Source organism: Microbacterium sp. SZ1, from assembly GCF_002362255.1.
In the GTDB taxonomy this organism is placed as follows: Bacteria; Actinomycetota; Actinomycetes; order Actinomycetales; family Microbacteriaceae; genus Microbacterium.
In genome coordinates this window covers 1-20382 of the sequence record NZ_LPVV01000016.1, presented here as the reverse complement: position 1 = coordinate 20382, position 20382 = coordinate 1, and the positions used below count along the sequence as shown (strand labels likewise).

Below are 20382 nucleotides of genomic sequence, written 5' to 3'. Positions count from 1 at the left end.
TCGCCGATATGAGCGCGCTGTCACGGTCGAGCTGGGGTCGCGTGATCGACGATCTCGGCGTGACGCTGCTCGACGTGGCCTACGGGCGCATCGACGTCGACCGCCAGGTCGGCGGCGTCGTCATCCACGATCCGCTCGACGAGCCGGTCTACCCGCAGGGTGCCGTGGTGCTCGCGGTCGCGCTGCGAGACGCCGACGAGCTCGCGGCGCTGGTGCGAGAGGCGGGGGCGCGCGGCGCCGTGGCGGTGGTCGTGCGAGCGTCGACCGAGCTGCCGCGGGGCGTGCGGGATGCCGCTGATGACGCCGGCATCGCGATCCTCGGCCTCGCCCGTGGCGCGACGTGGACGCAGCTCGCCGCCCTCCTCCGCTCGCTGCTCGCCGAGGACGACGTGGGCCAGACGCCGGCGGAGTCGCTGGGCGGAGTGTCGTCGGGCGACCTCTTCGCCGTGGCCAACGCGATCGCCGCACTGCTCGACGCCCCCGTGACGATCGAGGACCGATCGTCACGGGTGCTCGCCTTCTCCGGCGGGCAGGAGGCGGCCGACCCCTCGCGCGTGGAGACGATCATCGGGCGGCAGGTGCCCGACCGCTACGCGCGCGTGCTCACCGAGATGGGCGTCTTCCGCGACCTGTACCGCGGCGATGCGCCGGTGGTCGTCGACCCGGTTCGGCTCGGCGAGGGCGTCTCGACGCAGCGCATCGCGATCGCCGTGCGCGCGGGCGACGAGGTGCTCGGCTCGATCTGGGCCGCCATGGACGGCCCGCTCACCGAGGAGCGTGCGGCGACCCTCCGCGACGCGACGACCCTCGTGGCGCTGCACTTGCTTCGGATCCGCGCCGGGGCCGACGCGCAGCGCAGCCTGCGCGCCGAGCTCGTGAGCCGCGCGCTCGACGGCGGGCCCGATGCGCAGGACGCGCTCGGTCGCCTCGGCCTCGCCGGTCGCCGCGTCTGGGTGATGGCGACGGCTCTCGCACCGCGCGGCGAGGACGGCACCGAGCACGACTCCATCGCGGAGCGGGAGCGGCTCACCGACGCCCTCGCACTGCACCTCTCGGCCGTGCAGCAGGGAGCCGCGGTCGCCCTCGTCGGCGACACCGTCTACGGCATCCTGCCCGTCGCCGATGCCGCGGCCGAGGACCGTTCCGTGCGCCTCGCCGAGGACTTCCTGCAGCGGGTCGGCGACCGCATCCCCGCCGTGATCGGCATCGGCCGCCCCGCTGCGACCGTGGCCGAGATCGCGCGCTCCCGCGCCGAGGCCCACCGCGCGTTGCGCGTCGTGGTCGAGCGCGCCCCTCGACAGCGCAGCCTCGCCCGCATCGCCGACGTCGAGACCGACTCGCTGCTGCTCGACCTGCGCGACCTGCGCAGCGCGCGCGGCGACCTCGCCTCGGGGCCGCTCGCCCGGCTGATCGACTACGACGCGCGCCACGATGCGCACCTCGTCGACACCCTCACGGCCTGGCTCGACCACTTCGGCGACGTCACCGCGGCGGCCGCCGCCTGCTTCGTGCACGCCAACACGTTCCGGTACCGCCTGCGCCGCGTCGCCGAAGTGGGTGAGCTCGACCTCGACGACGCCGACGCCCGATTCGCCGCGATGCTCGAGATCCGCACGCTGCCCGTGCGCTGATCCCTCGCTCACCGCTCGCGGCACTCGGGCAGAATGGACCGATGACCCGCATGCCTGCCCTCGAGATCGCCGTCCAGGACATCGCGGGAGTCCGCATCGCCGGAGCGGTCGGAGCGACGCGGATCGAACTCGCCCAGGCCCTCCCGCTCGGGGGGCTCACGCCGTCGCCGGCGACTCTGGAACTCGCGATCGAGACTGCCCGCGACCTCGGCGTCGACGTGCACGTGCTCGTGCGTCCGCGGCCCGGCGGGTTCCACTACGACACCGAGGAGCTCGCGGTCACCGAACGCGACGTGCGGCGTGCGGTCGACGCGGGCGCCGACGGCGTCGTCGTCGGCGCGCTGGATGCCGAGGGCGCCCTCGACCTCGCCGCGATGGCGAGGCTGCGCGACGCCGCGGGCGCGGCATCCGTCACCCTCCACCGGGCGATCGACGTGACCGCCGACCCCGTCGCGACGCTCGCCGCCGCTCGGTCTCTCGGACTCCGCCGGGTGCTCACCTCGGGCGGCGCATCCGCGGCGATCGACGGCGTCGACACGCTTCGCGCGATGGTCGCCGAAGCCGCGGGCGACATCGAAGTCATGGCCGGGAGCGGAGTGGATGCCGCGAGCGCCGCCGCTCTCGCCGCGACCGGGGTCGACGCCCTGCACTTCTCCGCCAAGCGCAGGGTGCGCGAGGAGGGCGGCGTGCGCATGGGCTCGGCGGCCGACGGCGTCGGCGGCTACGAGGTCACCGACCTCGACATCGCCCGCGCGATCGTCGCCGTCCTCGGCCGGTAGGCTCGCCCCGTGACGGATACCCGCGAGTTCACCGACGCCCACGGCATCGCCATCGTCTACGACGTGCACGAGGCGGTCGGCGACGCACGAGGAGTCGTGCAGCTGCTGCACGGGGTCGGCGAGCACGCGGGCCGGTACGGCGCGCTGATCGCAGCGCTCACCGAGGCCGGGTTCCACGTGTACGCCGACGACCACCGCGGCCACGGTCGCACCGGCATCCGTCAGCATGACGGGCCGGCGAGGCTCGGCCGTCTCGGCAAGGGCGGTCTGCGGGCCGCGGTCGCGGCGGTCTGGCAGCTCACCGGCATCATCGCGGACGAGCATCCCGACCTGCCGCTCGTGCTGCTCGGGCACTCGTGGGGGTCGTTCCTCGCGCAGATGCTCGTGAACGACCACCCCGAGGCGTGGAGCGCCGTGATCCTCTCGGGCTCGGCGCTGCGCATGCCCGGCTCGCTCAACGCGGCCCCGCTGAACGCACGCTGGGCCGGACCCGAGGCCACGGGCCTGGAGTGGCTGAGCCGCGACCCTGAGGTGTGGGCGGCGTTCCACGACGATCCGCTCACGACCGACGTGCCGCTGCTGAAGCTGTTCGGTCCGATCGAGGCCGCGCGGCTGTACGGCCGCCCGCGGAAGGACCTCGGTCACGACATCCCGCTGTTGCTGCTCGTCGGCCGCGACGACCCGGTGGGCGGACCCCGCAGCGTGCACCGGCTGGCCGAGGAGTACCGCATCCGCTCCGGCCTCACGGACATCACGACTCTCGTCTACCCGGATGCGCGGCACGAGATCTTCGCCGAGCTGAACCAGGCCGAGGTCCGCGCTGACGTGCTCGCCTGGCTCGACGCCCGCATCCCTGCGCGCTGAGCCCTCCGCATCCCCGCGCTGCCGCCCCTGCCGCTGATCAGGCGACTTCGCGTGGCACCTCTTGCGGCAATCTGCGCCGAATTCCCGCAGGACGTGCCAACTGAGTCAGCGTGGGTGCGTGCGTGCGTGCGGGTGCGTGTGCGTGTGCGTGGGAGCCGACGGTGGCTTCACTTGGCACCTGCTGCGTGAATTCGCGCTGAATTCCCGCACGAGGTGCCAACTCGGACGAGGATAGGGTCCGCGGAAAGGCGCCGACCCCACGGCGCACGTCTCCGCGTGTCCCCGCGTGACCCCGCATGACTCTGCGTGACAGCGGGTGAATCCGCGTGACGCCGGCCGCACCCGGCATCCGTCGCTCCCTCTAGATTCTGGACGAGAGGGGCGAGGGCGGCGAGGAGGGGCGCAGTGGGCTTCGAGGAGGACTGGCGCGACTGGCGGAAGGCGCGCGAGCGCTATGCCGGCGCCGAATACGGCCCGGCGGCGCTGGAGTCGACCAACTGGCTCATCACCGAGCCGGCCGCGGTCGACGGGGTGCCCGGTCTGTGGGCGCTCACCGGTGACGGCGGCATCCGCGGCAGCGACCTCGGCACAGCGGGATCGAGCGTGACCCTGACCGGCACGCAGACCCTGCGCCTCGGTCACCGCGAGTTGCGCGTGTTCGATCGACGTGGTGCAGTCGCCCTTCGGGTGTTCAACCCGCGGCGCCCCGAGCGCGAGCGCTTCAGCGGCATCGACGCGTATCCGCCGCGGGAGGGCTGGCGGGTCGCGGCGCGATTCGAGCAGACGCCTGGCGAGACCGTGACGGTCAGGGCCATCGACGGCGCCACTCACGAGCAGGATCTCGCCGGCCGGCTGCACTTCGCCCTCGACGGCATCCGACTGACCCTCGCGGCGACCAGGTCCTCGCAGGGCGGCCTGACGGCCGTGTTCGGCGACGGGACCAACGGCATCGAGACGTACCGCTTCCGCTTCCTCCCGATCGACGAGCCGGATGCCGACGGCTCGGCCGTCATCGACTTCAACCGCGCCTACCTCCCGCCGTGCGCGTTCTCGGATCAGTACGTCTGCCCGCAGCCGCCGGACGGGAACCGCTGGTCGCTGCCGATCCGGGCGGGAGAGCGGGTCGTCGTCTTCGGCCGCTGAGCACCGCGACGGCGGACGGTCAGCGCCTTAAGCTGGAACCGTGCACGGTGAATACAAGGTCCCAGGGGGCAAGCTCGTCGTCGTCGACCTCGATGTGGAGGACGGTCGGATCGCCCGTTTCCGTCTCGCCGGGGACTTCTTCCTCGAGCCCGACACCGCTCTCGCCGACATCGACGCGGCGGTGACAGGTCTTCCGGTCGAATCCGACGCCACGGCCATCGCGGCCGCCGTGCGCAGCGCCCTTCCCGAGGGCGCGCAGCTGCTCGGCTTCACCCCCGAGGCCGTCGGCACGGCCGTGCGCCGCGCCCTCGTCACCGCCCCCGGCTGGCGCGACTTCGACTGGGAGATCGTGCACGAGAAGGCTGTGTCGCCTCGCATGAACCTGGCCCTCGACGAGGTGCTCACCTCGCGCGTCGGCGAGGGGCGTCGGCGCCCCACCCTGCGCATCTGGGAGTGGGACCAGTCCGCGGTCGTGATCGGCTCCTTCCAGTCGTATCGCAATGAGGTCGACCCCCAGGGCGCGGAGCGCCACGGCTTCGACGTCGTGCGCCGCATCTCGGGCGGCGGCGCCATGCTCATGGCCGCGGGGCAGATCATCACGTACTCGCTGTACGTGCCGGCATCCCTCGTGCAGGGCATGACGTTCGCCGACTCCTACGCCTTCCTCGACGACTGGGTGCTGCAGGCGCTGCGCTCGCTCGGCATCGACGCGGTGTACCAGCCGCTCAACGACATCGCGAGCTCCTCGGGCAAGATCGGCGGGGCCGCGCAGAAGCGTCTCGCCAACGGCGGGGTTCTGCACCATGCCACGCTGTCGTACGACATCGACGGGCAGACCATGACCGAGGTGCTGCGCATCGGCCGCGAGAAGCTCAGCGACAAGGGCACAACCTCGGCGGCGAAGCGCGTCGACCCGCTGCGCAGTCAGACCGGTCTCGAGCGCGCCGAGATCATCGACCGCTTCATCGAGACGTTCCGATCGCTCACCGGCGCGGAGGACGGCGCGATCACGGCCGACGAGTACGCCGATGCCGAGGCGCTGGTCGAGTCGAAGTTCGCGACCGACGCGTGGCTGCACCGGGTTCCGTGACGGACGGGTCCGCGCCCGCACGAGGATCCGTCACCGTCATCCAGGGCGACAACCTCGCCGTCGCCGCGACACTGCCCTCGGCATCCTTCACGCTCGTCTACCTCGACCCGCCGTTCAACACCGGCCGGGCGCAGGAGCGGCAGATCGTGACCGCGCGGCGCACGGCGCCGGACGCGAAGCAGGCCGAGGATGCCGGGACGGCGGGGGATGCCGGGGATACCGGCCAGCCCGCGGGCTCGGCCGAGGTGCGGCATGGATTCCACGGCCACCGGTACGAGCGGGTGCGGGGGATGCTGCGCACCTACGACGACCGCTTCGACGACTACGGCGCATTCCTCATGCCGCGGCTCGAGGAGGCGTGGCGGCTGCTCGCCGACGACGGCACGCTCTACCTACACCTCGACTACCGTGAGGCGCACTACGCCAAGGTGATGCTGGATGCCGTCTTCGGGCGCGACTGCTTCCTCAACGAGCTCATCTGGGCGTACGACTACGGGGCGAAGTCGCGTCGCCGCTGGCCGACCAAGCACGACACGATCCTCGTGTACGTGAAGAATCCTCGGGAGTACGTGTTCAACTCCGACGACGTCGACCGCGAGCCGTACATGGCGCCCGGGCTCGTGACCGCCGAGAAGGCCGCGCGGGGCAAGCTGCCGACCGACGTGTGGTGGCACACGATCGTGCCCACGACCGGGCGGGAGAAGACGGGGTATCCGACCCAGAAGCCCGAGGGCATCCTGCGCCGCATCGTGCGGGCGTCGAGCCGCCCCGGCGACCGCGTGCTCGATCTCTTTGCCGGCAGCGGCACGACGGGAGCGGTCGCCTCGGCGCTCGGGCGCGACGCCGTGCTCGTCGACGACAACCCCGAGGCGATCCGGGTCATGACCGAGCGGATGCCGCACGCCGAGGTCGTTCGCGGCTGAACCCCTGCGCATCCGGCAGACTGCGGGGATGAGCGAATTCGTCGAGGTCGACACCGCCGCCGGGCGCGTCCGCGGGCGCTGGCGCCCGACCACGGGAGGGCGAGGGACGCCGAGGTCGGCCGCGTTCCTCGGCATCCCGTTCGCGGAGCCGCCCGTCGGCGATCTGCGGTTCGCCGCCCCGGTGCCGCACACACCCTGGGAGGGCGTGCGCGATGCGCTGGAGTTCGGGGCGACCGCGCAGCGCGGCGATCAGGGCGACACGCTCATCCCCGAGCCGAGCGTCGAGGGATCATCGACGCTCAACGTCAACGTCTTCACCCCGGACCCGGATGCCGCCGGTCTGCCCGTGCTCGTCTGGATCCACGGCGGCGGTTTCACGACCGGCTCTCCGGCGAGCCCCTGGTACGACGGGCGGAACTTCAACCGCGACGGCGTCGTGACCGTGACGATCTCGTACCGCCTCGGCTTCGAGGGCTTCGGCTGGATCGAGGATGCGCCGTCGAACCGCGGGGTGCGGGACTGGCTGCTCGCGCTCGAGTGGGTGCAGCAGAACATCGCCGCGTTCGGTGGGGACCCCGGGCGCGTGACGATCGCCGGGCAGTCCGCGGGCGGCGGGGCCGTGCTCACGCTGCTGGGGATGGAGGCAGCGCAGCACCTGTTCCACGGCGTCTACGCGGTGTCGGCCGCGCTGACGGATGTCGCGGCATCCCGCTCCGAGACGTTCGGTCGGGCGCTCGCCGCCTCGGCCGGCGTCGCCCCGACGGTCGCGGGACTCTCGGGTGTCGGTGAGCTGCGACTGCTGGCGCTGCAGAAGCGCGCGACGCACCTGAACCCCCGCGAGATCGCGGGCCTCGTCGACCAGGGGCTGCCGCTCGGCCCCGCTGTCGACGGTGACCTCATCACGCGGCCGACCCGCGAATCGCTGCGAGCCGGTGTCGGCGCCGACAAGCCGCTCGTGCTCGGCGCCACCGACGACGAGTTCACCATGGTGTTCGGTGGGGCGGTGGCGAAGGCCCTGCGCTGGGTGCCGCGGAACGTGGTGCTCGACCGGCTCGGGCTGCCGCGCGCGGTGCGAGCGGACTATCTCGCGGCCAACGCCGACGTCGCGCGTCTCGGGAAATCGCGGCTCGCCGGTCGCGTGCTGACCGACCGGATGTTCCGGGTCGGCGTGCTCCGCGTGTCCTCCGCGCGCGGCGACGCCCCGACCTGGGTGTACCGGTTCTCCTGGCCCTCCGGACGGTTCGGCTTCGCGGAGCACTGCCTCGACGTGCCCTTCCTCTTCGACTGCCTCGACGGCCCGCGCATCGAGAATCTCGCGGGCTCGAACCCGCCGCAGAAGCTCGCCGACGAGGTGCACGCCGGAGCGGTCGCCTTCGTCACGCACGGCGACCCGGGCTGGCCCCGGCACGAAGGGGATGCCGGCATCGTGCGCGTGTACGACACCGAGACCCGCGATGTCGCTGACGCCTACGCGACCGTACGCCCGCTGGGGGTGTGACCGGTTCGGTGCGCGCGGCGCGCCCGTTGGGTGGGGGGTCGGGTGCACGTCGGGTGCTCGTCGGGTGCTCGTTCCCCTCTGTTCAGTTGGCACCTGAGGTGGGAATTCGCGCGCAATTGCGGCAGAAGGTGCCACCTGAGTCGGGTCGGGTCGGATACCCTCGCGAGGTTGCCGTGATCGGGTGCTCGTTCCCCTCTGTTCAGTTGGCACCTGAGGTGGGAATTTTCGCGCAATTGCGGCAGAAGGTGCCGAGTGAGCGACTGACCATCGCTCCTGCACAGGCGCGGCCCGATGGGAATTTTCCCGGGATGCCGTCCGCTGGCGCTCGCGCCGGTGCTCGCCCGGGCTGGCGGCCGCGATACTCGAGCGATGGCACGGCATCCGAATCCGCTTCCTTCGTCGCTGGGTCCGGTCTTCACGTGGGAGGAGGCCCGCGCCGCCGGAGTGTCCACCGGGCGGCTGCGGGCTCGGGACGTCGCGCATCCGCATCGTGGCCTCCTGGTGACGCCCGCCAGTGCCTCGCGCGGCGACGGCCGTGACGACAACGCCGACCCGTTCGCCACTGATCGCGCGCGGCGCGCGGAGTTGTGGGACCGAGCGCGACTCTACGGTCGCCTGATGGTCGCGCATGCGTTCTTCGCCGGTCGCACAGCGGCAGCGCTCTGGGGTATGCCGGTCGATCCCTCCGGCCCGTTGGAGGTCGCTGTGCCGTCTCCGCATCGTGCACCTCGCCGCCACGGCATCCGAAGTCGCCAGGTGTCGCAGGATCTCGTCGCCGTGGTCGAGGTCGAGGGGGTGCGGGCTTCCGATCCGGCATCGACCTGGGGGCTTCTCGCAGCCGAGATGTCGGTGCGCGAACTGGTCCGCATCGGCGACGCGATCGTGCGAGAGCCCCGCGGACCAGGCGGGTTCCGGCATCCTGGTGGCGCCCTCGCCTCCATCGACGACTTGCAGCGTGCGACGGATGCCGGACGCCGACGCGGCATCGCGCGGATGCGCGCCGCGCTGCCTCTCATCCGCGTCGGCAGCGCGTCACCGCTTGAGACCGACTTCCGCCTTCTCGCAGAGCAAGAAGGCCTGCCCGAATCGTCGCTGGACGTCGAGATCCGCGACGACTGGGGCAGGCTTCTCGGCATCACGGAGATCGCATACCGGGACTTCCGCGTTCTCGTCGAGATCGAAGGCGACCATCACCGCACCTCGCGCCGTCAGTGGAATCGTGACATCGAGAAGTACGCCGCCTATGTCGCCGAAGGGTACGAGGTCGTCCGGCTGACTGCGGCGCATATTCGCGGCGCAGAGCCCGTCGCCGCGCGCATCGTGCGAGAGGTGCTGCTGCGTCGGGGCTGGCGACCCTAGGAGCGCCCGCGCCGGGGCGCTGAGTTGGCACCTCACGCGGGAATTCGCGAGGAATTGCGGCAGGAGGTGCCAACTCAACGCGAGGGGAGGGCGGTGAGGCGCGCGCGCCGGGAACGCGGGTGCGCGACCGTCAGGCGACGTAGACCTTGCGGAGGGTCTCGGTGACCGTCCACTCCGTGCGCATGCCCTCCGCGAGGCGCACGATCGACCCCGGTCCGACCTCGATCGACGGCAGCGCCGGCTCGAGGAAGGCGATGCGAGCGCGGCCGGACATCACGACGAACACCTCGTCCGCCTCCCTGTCGCATGCCGTGCCCGGCGTCATCTCCCACACGCCGACCTCGACGCCGCGAATCTCCCCGAGGGCGACGGTCGCCGCGGTCGGAGACCCCGACACGACATCGGATGCCGGAAGCGGCGCGTGCGCGAGCGGCAGCGCCGCGGCATCCACTCCCGTCCCCGCCGGAAGCATCGTCACGAGTCGAATCCCATGCCGACGGCGTCGAGCGTCCTGAGGAAGAGGTTGCGCCGTCCCTCGTTGTGATCGGCGCGGTCCATCGCCGCCCGGACGAGGTTGACGCCGATCGAGGCGACGGGCTCCGGCGGGAACGGGATGGGCTTCTCGCGGACCATGGCCAGTTCCGTGCGTTCCGTCTTCTCGCCCGACAGCTCGTCGAGCATGACGTCGGCGGCGAACCGGGCGGCACCCACTCCGAGCCCCGTGAAGCCGGTCGCATAGGCGACGCGTCCGCGGCGGGCGGTGCCGAAGAACGCGCAGAACCGGCTCGACGAGTCGATCGCCCCGGCCCAGCGGTGGGTGAAGCGGAGCCCCTCGAGCTGCGGGAACGTCGTGAAGAAGTGCGACGCGAGCTTGCGGTGGCTCTCCATCCGGTCCTCGTACTCGGCGCGCACCTTGCCGCCGAAGTGGTAGACCGCGTCATAGCCGCCGAACAGGATCCGGTTGTCGGCCGTGAGCCGGTAGTAGTGGAACTGGTTCGCGCTGTCGGCGAGGCCCTGACGGTTCGACCAGCCGATCGATGCGAGCTGCTCGTCGCTCAGCGGCTCGGTCATGAGCACATAGTCGTACACGGGAACGGTCATCAGGCGATTCCGCTTCAGCAGCGACGGGAAGACGTTCGTCGCGAGCGCGACGTCGTCGGCGATCACGCGGCCGCCGTCACGGGTCACGACGGTCATCGGCCCCGACCCGTCGCCCTCGATGCTCCGCACGAGCGAGTGCTCGAAGATCTCGACGCCGAGATCGGCGGCCACCCGCGCGAGCTCGAGGCCGAGCTTCGCGGGATGCACGAGGGCGGTGGCGTCCCGGTCCCAGGCGCCGGCCAGGAACGTGGGGGAGTGCACCTCGGCCTGCACGGCATCGCGATCGAGGAAGCCCTCCTCCGCGCGCAGCCACTCAACCTGATGCGGCTCGACGGCCAGGGCGATCGCCCCGGTGCGCTCGAACTCGGCATCCATCCGGTACCGCTCGACCGTCTGAGCGATCCCGTCGAGGTTCTCGAGGCCGAGCTCCTCGAGCCGGTCGATCTCGTGCGGCCACCGGGTCAGGCCGTTCTCGTGGCCGTGCGTGAGGCTCGCCTCGCAGAAGCCGCCGTTGCGACCGGACGCCGCCCACGCGATGCGCGACGCCTCGAGCAGCACGACGCGGCGCTCAGGCTCTCGCTCCTTCGCGCGCACCGCGGTCCACAGGCCCGCGTAGCCGCCGCCGACGATGACGAGGTCGGCGGCCATGGTCCCGGTGAGCGGCGGGTGCGTCGGCCGCTCGACGTCGTCGAGCCAGAAGACGCTCATCGCCGTATCCTGCAGGGACGCGTCGACGACGGCATCCGAGGGGCGCTGGCGTTCGAAGACGGTGGTTCCCATGATCACTCCGGTGCGGATCGACGTGCGGATGGTGGGGACGACGCGGTCAGCGCGTGCCCCAGTTGTAGAGGTCTTTGTACAGTCCTGCGTAGAGCAGACTCTCGGTGTGGATGACGCCGGGGATGGTGCGGATCCGGGTGGCGATGAGGTCGAGCAGGTCGGCGTCGCTCTCGCACACCGCCTCGACGAGGATGTCGAAGGTGCCGAGGGTCACCACGACGTACGCGAGCTCGGTGATCTCGGTGAGCTTCTCGGCGACGGCACGCGGGTCGCCGGTGACGCGGATGCCGATCATCGACATGCGGTGGAATCCGAGCTGCATGGGGTCGGTCACGGCGACGATCTGGATGATGCCCGCCTCGGTCATGCGCTGCACGCGCTGGCGGGCCGCGGCCTCGCTGAGGCCGACCTCGCGGCCGATCTCGGCGTACGGACGGCGCCCGTCCTCCTGCAGGAGTTCGACGATGCGCTTGGAGATGTCGTCGAGCATCGGATGCTTGGTCGGGCCGCTCATATGTCGATATTGACAGGCGAAGAGGTCGATGGCAACTGATTCCATCGTCGTCTCGAGTTTGCCCTTCTGTATTCGTGACCCCCTCGCTAGCATGGCGGGCATGGCCACAGAACCCTTGCAGAACTTCATCGGCGGTCGACGCGTTCCCGTGAACGGCGCGGAGCGGATGCCGTTGATCGACCCGGCGACGGAGGAGACGTACGGCGAGCTGCCGATCTCCGACGCGAGTGACGTCGATGCGGCCTATGCGGCCGCCGCCGCCGCGTTCCCGATCTGGCGCGACACGACCCCGGCCGACCGGCAGCTGGCGCTGTTCCGCATCGCCGACGAGATGCAGGCCCGCGCCGAGGAGTTCGCCGATCTGGAGTCGAAGGACACGGGCAAGCCGCGGGCCGGCCTCGTCGCCGACGAGATCCTGCAGTCGATCGACCAGCTGCGGTTCTTCGCCGGTGCGGCCCGCAGCCTCGAGGGACGCGCCGCCGCCGAGTACCTCGCCGGCCACACCTCGTTCGTGCGCCGCGAGCCGATCGGCGTCATCGGCCAGGTCACGCCGTGGAACTACCCGCTCAACATGGCGGTGTGGAAGATCGCACCGGCGCTCGCCGCGGGCAACACCGTCGTGCTGAAGCCCGCCGAGTCGACCCCGCTCACCACGCTGCTGCTCGCCGAGATCGTGGCGGTGCACACTCCGGCCGGCACCCTGAACGTCGTGCTCGGCGACCGCGACACCGGGGTGGCGCTCGTCGAGCATCCGACGCCCCAGATGGTCGCCATCACCGGCTCGGTGCGCGCGGGCATGGCGGTGGCGCGCTCGGCCGCCGCCGACGTCAAGCGCGTGCACCTCGAACTGGGCGGCAAGGCGCCGGCGATCGTGTTCCCCGACGCCGACCTCGACAAGGCGGCCTCGGGCATCGTCACCGGCGCGTTCTTCAACGCCGGGCAGGACTGCACGGCCGCCACCCGCGTGCTCGTGCACTCCTCGGTGCACGACGAGTTCGTCGCGGCGCTGGTCGAGAAGGCGAAGACGGATGCCCGCACGGGCGGTCCGCACGAGGAGGGTGTGCTCTACGGCCCGCTCAGCAGCGCGGCACAGCTCGCCCAGGTATCGGGCGTGGTCGACCGCCTTCCCGCGCATGCGACGATCGCGACCGGCGGGCGTCGTCAGGGCGACCGGGGCTACTTCTACGAGGCGACGATCGTCACGGGGCTGCGCCAGGACGACGAGGCCGTGCAGAGCGAGATCTTCGGGCCGGTTCTCACGGTGCAGGCCTTCGACGCCGAGGAGGAGGCGCTCGCGATGGCGAACGACGTGCCCTACGCGCTGGCCTCGTCGGTGTGGACGCGCGACCACACCCGGGCGATGAGGTTCTCGCGCGACCTCGACTTCGGCTGCGTGTGGATCAACACCCACATCCCGTTCGTGTCCGACATGCCGCACGGCGGCTTCAAGCACTCCGGCTACGGCAAGGATCTCTCGCAGTACGGCTTCGACGACTACACGCGCCTGAAGCATGTGATGACGGCACTGGAATGACCGCTCGACCGGTGGGACGCGATGTGTCTATGCTGGGTCGCACGTCGACTCCGGGGGGATCCTCATGGCACGACCGCTCGCCGGTCCGCAGACTCTGCTGCGCACCCTCAACGGGCGCGCCATCCTCGAATCGCTCGCCCGCCGCGGGCCGCTCACCCGCGCGGAGCTCATGACCGAGACGGGGCTCTCGCGCACCGCAGTGACCCAGGTGCTGCGGATGCTGGAGGGGACGGACGCCGTCGCCCCCGCCGGCGTCGATCGGGAGACGCGCGGCCCCGCCGCGGGGCGCGTCGCGCTGCATCCGGCACTCGGTTTCGCGGCCGCCGTGCACGTCGACACCGTCGCCGCCCATGTCGCGCTCGTCGACGCGACCGGTGCGGTCCGCGTCGAGAACCATGCGCCCTTCCCGCTCAAGGGCGATCGGGTCGAGCACATCGCCGAGCTGATCGACGCGTGCCTCGCGTCCGTCGCGGGCCCGCTCCACGTGGCGGTCGTCGGGGTGCCGGGCATCGTGACGGCCGACGGCGGGATCCGAGACGACCAGGGGCCCGACGGCGGGGCGTTCCGCTCGGCGCTCTCGACCAGGCTCGGCTGCCCCGTGCGCGTCGAGAACGACGTGAACCTGGCCGCGCTCGCCGAGCTGAGCGACGGCCGCGGCGCCGAGCTCTCGAGCTTCGCCCTGCTGCTGCTCGACGGCGGTCTCGGCGGCGGCGTCGTCATCGACGGGCGGCTGCACCGGGGCTTCTCGGGGGTCGCCGGCGAGGTGATGTACCTGCCGCAGACCCCGCTCCCGATCGGCGCGCCCGTGCTCGGTGACGCCGTCGTGCGCGACCTCGCTCTCGTGCACGGGCGCGACCCCGACGCGTCGATCGACCAGCACCTCGATGCCGCGGCCGACGGCGACGAAGCGGCGATCGCCATGGCCGCCGAGATGGGCCGGCGTCTCACGATCGCCGCCGGAAGCGTCGCTCTGATCCTCGACCCCGAGGCGTTCATCCTCGGCGGCACCGCCGCGCATCCCGTGCTCGTCGACGCGGTCGCCCGGGTCGCCGACGAGTTCGCGGCACAGCTGCCGATGCGCTTCATCGTCTCGTCGTTCGGCCCGGAGGCGCCGCTCGTCGGTGCCGTGCAGGAGTCGGCCGCCGCGCTCCGCGCCACCGTGTTCTCGCGGCTCGTGCCGTCGGCCGACAAGGCCGGGAGATGAGCTCCGACCTCGCCGACCGCCTGGGCCTGGAGCCGGGGGCCAGGGCCGTCATCCTCAACGCCGACGACTTCGGCATGTGCCACGCCGCGAACACCGCCATCATGGGGCTGCTCGGCGACGGGGCGATCGACTCGGCCACAGTCATGGTGCCGTGCGCATGGGCGCCGGAGGCGCTGGCGTTCGCGGCATCCCGTCGGGATCTCGACGTGGGCGTGCACCTCGTGCTGACGAGCGAGTGGACGCGGTATCGCTGGCGTCCCCTCACGGGCACCGGCACGACGCTCGTCGACGACGCCGGGTTCTTCCCGGCCGAGGTGCTCGCCGTCGAGCAGCATGCCGCCGAGGCCGACGTCGCCGCCGAGCTCGCGGCACAGGTGCAGACCGCACTGGATGCCGGGGTCGACGTGACGCATCTCGACAACCACATGGGCTCGGTGTACGGCCTGCTCACGGGGCGCGACTTCCTCGGCCCGGTCTTCGACATCGCCGCGCGGCACGGGCTGCCGTTCCGGCTGCCGCGGGAGATGGCGGGCTCGGACGACGATGCTGCCCTGCGGGGGAAGCTCGCGGAGACGGCCGCGGCCGCCGATGCCCGGGGCGTCGAGATCGTCGATCGGCTGTGGACGCATCCGTTCGAGCAGGCCCCCGGGGAGACGTACGAGCAGATGCGCGACGGATTCATCGCCCTGCTGCGCGCCGTCCCCGCGGGCGTGACCGAGATCTACCTGCATCCGATGGTCGACGACGTCGAGCTGCGGTCCGCGGTCGACTTCGCCGCCGAGAAGCGCGGACACGAGCTGCGGCTGCTGTCCGACCCCGCCGTGCACCAGGTGATCGCCGACGAGGGGCTCGTGCGGATCGGCTGGCGCGCCCTGCGCGAGCTGCAGCGGAAGGGACGCGCATGACCTCGCTCACCACCCGGCTGCGCGACCGGAGGCTCGACGCCGGGCCGACGAGGGCGCAGACCATCGCGTTCGGGGCGTCGGGCTTCCCGACCCAGTTGATGACGCAGACGTTCTCGGCGTTCGTCGTGTACTTCTACGTCACGCAGCTCGGGGTGCCGCCGGAGTGGGTCGCCGCCGCGATGATCGCGCACGGGGTGCTCAACGCGCTGCTGAACCCGGTGGTCGGGGCGCTCTCCGACCGCATCCGCACCCCGTGGGGTCGGCGCATCCCGTGGATCGGGCTCGGCATCGTGCCGCTCGTCGTCGCATTCGCTCTCGTCTGGATGCCGCCGGCGCTGCCTGTGCCGGGCCTCATCGTCTGGTTCCTCGTCGTCGTCGCGGTCTACGACATCGCGTTCGTGGTCGTGGTGCTGAACATCTCCGCCCTGTTCCCCGAGATCTTCCGAACCACCGAGGAGCGCGCCCGCGGCAACGTGCCCCGGCAGATCTTCGCGATCCTCGGCATGGTGCTCGGCACCGCCGGAGCACCGGCGCTCTACGGCTGGATCGGGTGGCCGGGAATGGCGATCGTGCTCTCGGCCGTGTGCCTGGCACTGCTGGTGTGGTCGTTCGTCGGCGGCATGGTCGAGCGGCGTGTGCCGGAGACCGCCTCGGAGGCCATGCGCTGGGGAGCGCAGCTGCGCTACACCTTCGCCAACCGCGCTTTCGTGCCCTATGTGCTCGGCTCGCTGTTCGTGCAGACGTCGATCGCCGTCATCCTCGCCGCCGTTCCCTTCTACGTCCGGTACTCGCTGGGCGCGGCCGAGGGCGACGGCAGTCTGCTGCTCGGCGCGATCTTCGTGACGGCCATCCCGTCGATCGTGCTGTGGAGCGCAGTCGTGCGCCGCACCTCACCGCGCACCGCCCTGCTGTGGAGCGTCGCGGTGTTCGGCGTCGCCGTGCTCGGCTACCTGCTGCCGACGAGCGTCCTCGCCGCCGCGCTGATCGGCGTCGCCGTAGGGGTCGGCGTGGGCGGCCTGCTGCAGCTGCTCGAGGTCGTCCTGTCGCAGATCATCGACGAGGATGCCGTGCGCACCGGCCACCGACGCGAGGGCGCGTACTTCGGGGTCAACGGCTTCGTCGTACGCGGGTCGGTCGTGCTCCAGGCCGTCGTCGCCGCGGCCGTGCTCACGTCGTCCGGCTTCGACGCCTCACTCGGCGACGCGCAGCCGGACACGGTCGACGGCGGCATCCGCATCATGGTCGCCGTCGTGCCGTTGGCGTTCACCGCACTCGCGTGGCTGTGCTTCTGGTTCTACCCGATCCGCACCCGCGACCTCTGACCTGCGCGCGGCGGGTTTCGTCACGTCGGCCCGCGCGGCTCGCTCAGCACCCGCGGGCAGTCACTCCGCGAGCAGGAGCTGCACGAGCCGGCCGAGCTCCTCGCTGCCGGAGCGCCGCAGCTGCTCGGCGTCGTGACCCGCCATCGCGCCGCGCACCGTCATGCCCTCCCAGATGATCATGAGCATGCGGGCGGCAGCATCGGCGGGGATCCGCAGTTCGAGCGAGCTCGCGTCGACGATGTCCGACACGATGGTCGCGATGCTCGACACCATCTCGCGCTCCTGGGCGAGATACGCCGCACCGAACTGCGCGTCGCGCAGGGCGCGGATGCGGATCTCGCTCATGAGCATGACGTTCAGGCGGTCGTCGCTCCCGGCATCCATGATCTGCTGCACGAGGTCGACGGGGTCGCAGTCCTCGATGAGACCCCCGTCGGCGGCGATCTCGTCGACGCGGGCGCGGACAGCCTCGACACGCTGCTCGGCGACCCGGCCGGCGAGCATGAGGAACAGCTCGTCCTTGGATTCGAAGTTCGAGTAGAAGGCGCCGCGCGTGAAGCCCGCGCGCTCGCACACGGTCTCGACGGATGCGCCCTCGAGCCCGACCTCGGCGAACACCTGCGCGGCGGCGTCGAGCAGCCGGGCACGGGTGTTCTCCCTGCTCCGAGTGGCGGTCGTCGTCATCGAATCCTCCTGACCCCTCATTCTCACACCCCGTCCACAGACTTCGGCGATCGGACCACCTTACGATACAACTATGTATTGGATACAGATATGTATCCAACCCGCATCCTCGGAGGAGCCCCGTGTCCACACTCCTGTCCTCGCTCGGTCGCTGGTCGTACCGGCACCCCTGGCGCGTCCTCGTGTCGTGGCTGCTGGCGCTGGGGCTCGCCGGCGCCGGAGCCCTCGTTCTCGGCACCGGGACCGACAACACGTTCTCGATCCCCGGCACGGAGTCACAGGCGGGTCTCGAGCAGCTGAACCGCTCGTTCCCGCAGGTGAGCGGCACGAGCGCGCAGATCATCGTGGTCGCGGCCGACGGAGACTCCATCGTCGACGATCCGTACCGGGCGGAGATCGAGGATGCCGTCGAGAAGCTCGCTGACCTCGACGACTCCGTGCTCTCCGCGACCTCGCCCTTCGATGAGAACGTCAGCGGCATGGTGAACGACGACCAGACCGCGGGCATCATCCGCCTGCAGTTCGACGGGCAGTCCAGTGACGTCGACGACCAGACGAAGGACGACCTCCGCGCCGTCGTCGCCGACCTCTCCGACGAGCTTCCCTCGGGCTCGCAGACCGCGCTCGGCGGCGACCTCTTCGCGACGTCGATCCCCGGAGTGACGCTGACCGAGGCGGTGGGTCTGCTGATCGCGCTGCTCGTGCTGATCGTCACGTTCCGCTCGTTCGTCGTCGCCGGCCTGCCCCTTCTCACGGCTGTGCTCGGCGTCGGAATCTCCATGGCGGGCATCTTCGCCGCCACCGCCTTCGCCACCGTCTCATCGACGACGCCCCTGCTGGCGCTCATGCTCGGACTCGCCGTCGGCATCGACTACGCGCTGTTCATCATGGCCAGGCATCAGGACCAGGTGAGGGCCGGGACAGACCCCGAGGAGTCCGCCTCGCGCGCGGTCGGCACCGCCGGCTCCGCCGTGGTGTTCGCGGGTGTCACCGTGCTCATCGCCCTGGTCGGGCTCGGCTTCGCCGGCATCCCGTTCCTCACCACCATGGGGATCGCCGCGTCCGTCGCCGTCGCGATCGCCGTGGCCATCGCCGTGACGCTCACACCCGCGCTCCTCGGCTTCATGAAGGGACGCGTCGTCGGGCGACCGCGCCGGGTGCCGAAGACGAAGAAGGGGCAGGCTCCTGCTCCCCGCCGCGGCTTCAGCGACCGCTGGGTCGCCGGGGTCACGAAGCGGCCGATCCTCGTATCGCTCGCCGTCGTGATCGGGCTGGGCGTCGTCGCCGTCCCAGCACTCAGCCTGAATCTCGCTCTCCCGAACGCGGGCGTGCTGCCGAAGGGCTCGGAGGCGCGGCAGAGCTACGACCTGGTCGCCGAGGAGTTCGGTGCCGGGTTCAACGGGCCCCTGATCCTCACCGGCACCATCGTCACGAGCACGGATCCGCTCACCCTCATGCAGGACCTCGGCAACGAGGTGGCGACGATCGACGGCGTGAAGGAGGTCGCTCTCGCCACTCCGAACGAGACCGCCGACACCGGCATCGTGCAGATCGTGCCCGAGACGGCACCGGACGACCCCGCGACGGCCGACCTCGTGCGCGAGCTCCGCGCACACCACGACGAGTGGCTCGACGAGTACGGCATCGATCTGAAGGTCACCGGCTTCACGGCCGTCGGCATCGACATCTCCGACCAGCTCGGCCACGCCCTGCTGCCGTTCGGCATCTTCGTGATCGGCCTCTCGCTGATCCTCCTCACGATCGTCTTCCGGTCGCTCTGGGTGCCGGTGACAGCCGCCGCCGGATACCTGCTGTCGATCGTCGCGGGGTTCGGCGTGGTCGGAGCGGTGTTCGAGTGGGGCTGGTTCGCCGACGCCCTGCACGTCGCGAAGGTCGGTCCGATCATCAGCTTCATGCCGATCATCCTCATGGGTGTGCTGTTCGGTCTCGCGATGGACTACCAGGTGTTCCTCGTCTCGCGCATGCGCGAGGACTACGTGCACGACCCAGATGCCAAGAGCGCCGACCGCGTCACGCGGCGCGCAGCGGCCCTCCGCGCGGTGCGCAGCGGGTTCACCGGCTCGGCCAAGGTCGTCACGGCGGCCGGTCTCATCATGTTCGCGGTGTTCGTCGCGTTCGTGCCGGAGGGCGACTCCTCCCTCAAGCCGATCGCGCTCGGCCTCGCCGCCGGTATCGCGATCGACGCCTTCCTCGTGCGCATGACGCTCATTCCCGCGCTCATGGCGATCCTCGGTGAGCGCGCCTGGCAGATCCCGGCCTGGCTCGAGCGCATCCTGCCGAGCGTCGACATCGAGGGCGAGGCGGTCGAGCGTGAGCGTCACCTGGCCGACTGGCCCGGTGACGACTCGGTGGTGGCCGCCGACGACCTCGCCATCACGGATGCCGGCATCGGCGCCCTTCGTCTGCGGGTACCGCCCCGCGGTTCGGCCGTCGTGACGGGATCGTCAGCCGGTGCGCTGCGCGTGCTCGCGCTCGCCCTCGCGGGACGCATCACGCCCGACGGCGGGCGCCTCCGCGTCGCCGGCCACCTGCTTCCCGGCCGTGCGGCGTGGGTGCGAGCACACGTCGGAGCGGTGATCGTCTCGGACACCGGCGACACGGCATCCGACCTCGCGGAGGCCCTGCGCGGACGCCCCTCGCTCCTCGTGGTCGACGGCGTCGACCGACTCGGCCGTGCCGCGCGCGATCAGCTCGCCGCACGTCTGCGCGATGCCGACCCGACACTCGCCGTGGTGCTGACCGCGCTCGCACCCGAGCCGGCGCTCGCGGTTCTCGAATCCGCCGGTCGCGCCGCCCCCGACCTGATCGACCTCGACGCCACCGCCGCCCACTCCTCCACCACGACCGAGGTGCACGCATGACCCGCTCGCTCACAGGCCGCCGCTCGCTCACAGGCCGCCGCTCGCTCACCTGGCTGACGATCCTCGGCATCCTGCTGCTGCCCGCCGCGATCGGCGGCATCCTCGTCGCGGCGCTCCAGAACCCGACCGAGCGCCTCGATGCGATGACCGCGTCGGGACTCGTCGAAGG

The 20382-nt window shown here is 71.4% G+C and carries 17 protein-coding genes; 13 read left to right on the top strand and 4 right to left on the bottom strand.

The features are described 5' to 3' along the window. The first annotated feature begins 8 nt into the window (after window positions 1–8). The 8 genes from AUC47_RS09560 to AUC47_RS09525 all read left to right on the top strand — a co-directional run bounded on the left by AUC47_RS09560 (window position 9) and on the right by AUC47_RS09525 (window position 9287). Window positions 9–1631: a PucR family transcriptional regulator gene (locus AUC47_RS09560; protein WP_179297574.1), complete on the top strand. Its 1623-nt coding sequence runs from the start codon at window positions 9–11 to the stop codon at window positions 1629–1631. 41 nt (window positions 1632–1672) lie between these two features. Next, on the top strand, window positions 1673–2410 hold the full coding sequence (locus AUC47_RS09555) for a copper homeostasis protein CutC (protein ID WP_096714988.1): 738 nt from the start codon (window positions 1673–1675) through the stop codon (window positions 2408–2410). A gap of 9 nt (window positions 2411–2419) precedes the next feature. Continuing rightward, window positions 2420–3274: an alpha/beta fold hydrolase gene (locus AUC47_RS09550; RefSeq protein ID WP_096714987.1), complete on the top strand. Its 855-nt coding sequence runs from the start codon at window positions 2420–2422 to the stop codon at window positions 3272–3274. A 405-nt stretch (window positions 3275–3679) separates the two neighbouring features. After that, on the top strand, window positions 3680–4417 hold the full coding sequence (locus tag AUC47_RS09545; protein ID WP_096714986.1) for a DUF1684 domain-containing protein: 738 nt from the start codon (window positions 3680–3682) through the stop codon (window positions 4415–4417). Between the two features lie 40 nt (window positions 4418–4457). Beyond that, window positions 4458–5507, top strand: a complete 1050-nt coding sequence (locus AUC47_RS09540) for a lipoyl protein ligase domain-containing protein (RefSeq protein WP_096714985.1) — start codon at window positions 4458–4460, stop codon at window positions 5505–5507. Further along, window positions 5504–6430 carry a DNA-methyltransferase gene (locus AUC47_RS09535; RefSeq protein WP_096714984.1) on the top strand — a complete coding sequence of 309 codons (927 nt, stop codon included), beginning with the start codon at window positions 5504–5506 and terminating at the stop codon, window positions 6428–6430. Before AUC47_RS09540 ends, AUC47_RS09535 begins: the two co-directional genes overlap by 4 nt. 28 nt (window positions 6431–6458) lie before the next feature. Continuing rightward, window positions 6459–7928: a carboxylesterase/lipase family protein gene (locus AUC47_RS09530; protein WP_096714983.1), complete on the top strand. Its 1470-nt coding sequence runs from the start codon at window positions 6459–6461 to the stop codon at window positions 7926–7928. Between the two features lie 369 nt (window positions 7929–8297). Further along, entirely contained in the window at window positions 8298–9287 is a 990-nt protein-coding gene (locus AUC47_RS09525) for a hypothetical protein (RefSeq protein ID WP_096714982.1), read from the top strand. A gap of 130 nt (window positions 9288–9417) precedes the next feature. Here AUC47_RS09525 and AUC47_RS09520 read toward each other — a convergent pair whose 3' ends face one another. From AUC47_RS09520 to AUC47_RS09510, 3 genes are read right to left on the bottom strand one after another with little or no spacing between them, the layout of a single operon-like run. Next, window positions 9418–9759, bottom strand: a complete 342-nt coding sequence (locus AUC47_RS09520; RefSeq protein ID WP_179297575.1) for a cupin domain-containing protein — start codon at window positions 9757–9759, stop codon at window positions 9418–9420. Between the two features lie 2 nt (window positions 9760–9761). Continuing rightward, window positions 9762–11168 carry an NAD(P)/FAD-dependent oxidoreductase gene (locus tag AUC47_RS09515; protein ID WP_096715021.1) on the bottom strand — a complete coding sequence of 469 codons (1407 nt, stop codon included), beginning with the start codon at window positions 11166–11168 and terminating at the stop codon, window positions 9762–9764. 46 nt (window positions 11169–11214) lie between these two features. After that, window positions 11215–11682, bottom strand: a complete 468-nt coding sequence (locus AUC47_RS09510; RefSeq protein ID WP_096714980.1) for an Lrp/AsnC family transcriptional regulator — start codon at window positions 11680–11682, stop codon at window positions 11215–11217. 100 nt (window positions 11683–11782) lie between these two features. On the opposite strand from AUC47_RS09510, the gene AUC47_RS09505 reads away from it, so the two are divergent. The 4 genes from AUC47_RS09505 to AUC47_RS09490 all read left to right on the top strand — a co-directional run bounded on the left by AUC47_RS09505 (window position 11783) and on the right by AUC47_RS09490 (window position 16647). Then, complete coding sequence (locus AUC47_RS09505; protein ID WP_096715020.1) at window positions 11783–13216, top strand: gamma-aminobutyraldehyde dehydrogenase; 1434 nt, start codon at window positions 11783–11785, stop codon at window positions 13214–13216. Between the two features lie 64 nt (window positions 13217–13280). Next, window positions 13281–14420 (top strand): ROK family transcriptional regulator, encoded by a 1140-nt coding sequence (locus AUC47_RS09500; protein WP_096714979.1) that lies wholly within the window; start codon window positions 13281–13283, stop codon window positions 14418–14420. Next, window positions 14417–15325 (top strand): polysaccharide deacetylase family protein, encoded by a 909-nt coding sequence (locus AUC47_RS09495; RefSeq protein ID WP_096714978.1) that lies wholly within the window; start codon window positions 14417–14419, stop codon window positions 15323–15325. The genes AUC47_RS09500 and AUC47_RS09495 overlap by 4 nt, the downstream gene beginning before the upstream one ends. Continuing rightward, on the top strand, window positions 15322–16647 hold the full coding sequence (locus tag AUC47_RS09490; protein ID WP_096714977.1) for an MFS transporter: 1326 nt from the start codon (window positions 15322–15324) through the stop codon (window positions 16645–16647). The genes AUC47_RS09495 and AUC47_RS09490 overlap by 4 nt, the downstream gene beginning before the upstream one ends. A 60-nt stretch (window positions 16648–16707) precedes the next feature. Here the strand turns inward: AUC47_RS09490 and AUC47_RS09485 are convergent, their stop codons facing one another. After that, window positions 16708–17331, bottom strand: a complete 624-nt coding sequence (locus tag AUC47_RS09485; protein ID WP_096714976.1) for a TetR/AcrR family transcriptional regulator — start codon at window positions 17329–17331, stop codon at window positions 16708–16710. A 122-nt stretch (window positions 17332–17453) separates the two neighbouring features. Between AUC47_RS09485 and AUC47_RS09480 the strand changes: the two genes are divergently transcribed. Continuing rightward, window positions 17454–20213 carry an MMPL family transporter gene (locus AUC47_RS09480; RefSeq protein WP_096714975.1) on the top strand — a complete coding sequence of 920 codons (2760 nt, stop codon included), beginning with the start codon at window positions 17454–17456 and terminating at the stop codon, window positions 20211–20213. Window positions 20214–20382: the final 169 nt, after the last annotated feature.